This window comes from uncultured Azohydromonas sp., from assembly GCF_937926365.1.
Taxonomy (GTDB): Bacteria; Pseudomonadota; Gammaproteobacteria; order Burkholderiales; family Burkholderiaceae_C; genus Azohydromonas.
Map to the genome: position 1 here is coordinate 1 of NZ_CALAOH010000112.1, position 3,157 is coordinate 3,157.

Consider the following 3,157-nt stretch of genomic DNA (forward strand, 5'->3'; position numbering starts at 1 on the left):
GGTCTCGTCCTTCGGAAATCAGCTTTTCAGGCCACAAACTGTCGAACTCGGGAGCGCACGCTGCTGCGCCGTCATCGCCTCGGTGCTGGCACCGAACTTCCACCGCTTGAGGGTGAGCGTCCAGCCGCTCCATCTTGAATGGCGCGAAAGTGCTCGTGACGATGGTGCCCACCAATTCGAACAGGTGGGCACCTATGCAACCCAAATCCCAGAGGCGTGTACATGGCGCCGAGTTCAAGGCACAGGTTCTGGCCGAGTGCGAGCAGCCCGGCGCATCCGTGGCGGCCATCGCGCTGGCCCACGGCCTGAACGTCAATCTCTTGCGCAAGTGGCTGGTTGGTCGTGGCATCAAGCGCACCGGGCTGCCCGCGCCGAGGACCACCGCGACCCGCGCACTGCCCGCCGCCGGTGAGCCGGCCGCTGCACCGGTGCAGTTCATCCCTGTCGAGTTCGAGTCTGCAGCCCCTGCCGCCGACGAAGCCACGACCGGCAGTACCTCGGACATCCACGTCGAGCTCACCCGCGGCGGCACGCTGCTGTGCGTGCGCTGGCCGGTGACGCATGCCGCATCGTGCGCCGCCTGGCTGCAGGAACTGGCCGCCGCGGCCCTCAAGGAATGATCCGCATCGACGCACTGTGGTTGTGCAGCCAACCACATGACATGCGCGCCGGCGCTGACCGGCTGCTGGCGGTGGTCGTCAACACGCTCGGCGAGGCCCAGGCGCACCACGGCTATGTCTTCGCCAATGCGCGGGCCAGCCGCCTGAAACTTCTCGTTCACGACGGCTTCGGCGTGTGGTGTGCCACGCGTCGGCTGCACACTGGTCGCTTCGTCTGGCACACCCGCGAGCCAGGCTCGGCGGCGCCGGCCTTGCAGCTCAGCGCCCAGCAGTTCGAGGCGCTGACGCTGGGGCTGCCCTGGCAGCGCCTGGGCGAGCTCAGCACCATCCGACGCTGCTGAGCGGTTGGCGCGGGCGTTGACAACAGCGCAAGTGCCGATGGCGCTGCGCTGCTCGACGCGGCACCATGCTGGGCATGCCCGATGAAGCTGCCGCCATCGATCTGACGAGCCTGCCGGCCGAGGTGGCCGCGTTGATCGCACGGTTGCAGCAGCAGGCCCAGGCTCATGCCCAGGAACTGGCCCACCGCGACCGCGAGATCGCCTGGCGGGATGTGAGGATCGACAAGCTCAACTTCGAGCTCGCACGGCTGCGCCGCTGGAAGTTCGATGCCAGGACCGAGGCGATGACGGCATCGCAGCGGCTGTTGTTCGCCGAGACCATGGTCGAGGACGAGGCCAGCCTGAAGGCGAAGCTGGCCGAACTGCAGCGCGGACTGCCCGAGGCACCCAAGACAGCGAAGGCGCCGCCGCGCAAGCCGCGCCGCGAGAAGCTGCCCGAGCATCTGGAGCGCGTCGAGCACCGCCACGAGCCCGAGAGCACCAACTGCCCCAACCCGGAATGCGGCCGGCCCATGCAACGCATCGGCGAGGACGTGAGCGAGAAGCTGGACATCATCCCGGCCAGGTTCTTCGTGCACCGGCACATCTACGGCAAGTGGGCCTGCAAGGCCAGCGGACTGGTGGCGCACACGCTGATTGGCCGCTTCGTCGACCACCTGCCGTACTACCGGCAGGAGCCCATCAACGCGCGCTCGGGCGTGCACACACCGCGCTCCACGCTGGCCGCCTGGGGCGGCGCCGGCGGGGCGGCGCTGGAGCCCTTGTACGAGTTGCAGCGGCGCTTCATCCTGGGCTGCCGGGTGCTGCATGCCGACGAAACGCCGGTGCCGCTGCTGGACCCGGGCGCCGGCAAGACGAAGAAGGCCTACGTCTGGGCCTGGGCGCGCAGCCACCATGACGCGCATCCGGGCGTGATCTACGAGTTCTGCCTGGGCAGAGGGTCGCAGTACCCGGTGGCCTTCCTCGGCGGCAAGGGGCCGCCAGCAGCTGAGCCGGCGTGGAGCGGCACCTTGATCACCGACCAGTACGCGGCCTACAACGCCGTGCTGGACGCCAAGCTCTACCCGCAACGCAAGTCGGCGGCGTGTGCCGCGCATGCGCGGCGGCGCTTCGAGGAACTCAGCCGCGGCGGCAGCAGTGCCAGTGCGGTGGCCACCGAGGCGCTGCGGCGCTGGGCTCGGATCTACCACGCCGAGGCGGCCTTCGCCGAGATGAGCCAGGACGAGCGCCGGCAGGCACGGCAGGCGCTGAGCAAGCCGCTGTGGGAGGAGTTCGAGGTCTGGCTCAAGCTGCAGCGCACGCAGGTGCTCGACGGGGGCAAGATCGCAGGGGCGATCGACTACAGCCTCAACGCCTGGAAGGCACTGACGCTGCACCTGGACGATGGCGCGGTAGCGGTGGACAACAACTTGATCGAGCGCCAGGTCAAGCCCTGGAAGGTCGGCGCGAAAAACTGGCTGTTCGCGAGCAGTACGCTGGCCGGACAACGCGCGGCGGTGGTGATGAGCCTGGTGCAGTCGGCACGGCTCAATGGGCTGGACCCGTGGGCCTACCTTCGCGACGTGCTCTCGCGCATCCACTCGCACCCGAGCCACCGGCTCGATGAACTGCTGCCGCACCGTTGGCGCTCAGGCTGAGAACGATGGGCGTGATCACGCAGTCGGTGATGGTACAGGCCGACATCGACGTCAGGCGCATGGGCCAGGCACAGAAGGTCAGCCTGGCCGACGAGATCTTCGCCAAGCAGCCCAACATGCTCGCCTCGATCCTGGTGCTGCCTCGCATGGGGGTCGGCATGGTGCAGCTGGAGGTGCCACTGCACATCCTGCTGGTCACGTTCCAGGCGATGAAGCTCAGCGGCCACCAGTGGCCGGTGATCACCGAGGCCGTGCAGGAGACGTGCATGCAGCGCTTGACGGCGCGTGCACGCTTCAACGAGGGCTTGCCGGGCGAGTTGGTGGCCAAGGTCGTCCAGCAGTTCTGCGACGAGCATCCCGAGCGCTACCTGCTCGCCTTCGTCTACGGCTACCTCGGCGACCACGATCTGCTGGCCGTGCGCACCGACGAAGAGAAATCCTTGCTGCTGGCCGCCCTCAACCTCGTGGAGTGCGTCGCCTTCGTGGGATCCGCGACAGCATCTTGCACTACTCTGCCAAGTAGAGGGGTAGACTTTCCGGCAGATTGATCTGCTGGGGG

Annotated in this window: 4 protein-coding genes; all 4 read left to right on the forward strand. The window is 67.8% G+C overall.

Annotated features, from left to right (window positions below; translation table 11 throughout):
* Positions 1–194 precede the first annotated feature (194 nt).
* A complete protein-coding gene (locus Q0741_RS11455) occupies positions 195–620 on the forward strand; it encodes a transposase (protein ID WP_298233333.1) in 426 nt (141 codons plus the stop codon).
* Positions 617–961 carry an IS66 family insertion sequence element accessory protein TnpB gene (gene tnpB / locus Q0741_RS11460; protein ID WP_298233334.1) on the forward strand — a complete coding sequence of 115 codons (345 nt, stop codon included), beginning with the start codon at positions 617–619 and terminating at the stop codon, positions 959–961. The genes Q0741_RS11455 and tnpB overlap by 4 nt, the downstream gene beginning before the upstream one ends.
* 74 nt (positions 962–1,035) lie before the next feature.
* Positions 1,036–2,598, forward strand: a complete 1,563-nt coding sequence (locus Q0741_RS11465; protein WP_298233335.1) for an IS66 family transposase — start codon at positions 1,036–1,038, stop codon at positions 2,596–2,598.
* A 5-nt stretch (positions 2,599–2,603) separates the two neighbouring features.
* A complete protein-coding gene (locus tag Q0741_RS11470) occupies positions 2,604–3,146 on the forward strand; it encodes a hypothetical protein (RefSeq protein ID WP_298233336.1) in 543 nt (180 codons plus the stop codon).
* Positions 3,147–3,157: the final 11 nt, after the last annotated feature.

Excerpts from the sequence above, each read along its gene's own strand:
- Q0741_RS11470 (WP_298233336.1), top strand. The coding sequence starts at position 2,604 with ATGGGCGTGATCACGCAGTCGGTGATGGTACAGGCCGACATCGACGTC.
- Q0741_RS11455 (WP_298233333.1), top strand. The coding sequence starts at position 195 with ATGCAACCCAAATCCCAGAGGCGTGTACATGGCGCCGAGTTCAAGGCA.
- Q0741_RS11465 (WP_298233335.1), top strand. The coding sequence starts at position 1,036 with ATGCCCGATGAAGCTGCCGCCATCGATCTGACGAGCCTGCCGGCCGAG.
- tnpB (WP_298233334.1), top strand. The coding sequence starts at position 617 with ATGATCCGCATCGACGCACTGTGGTTGTGCAGCCAACCACATGACATG.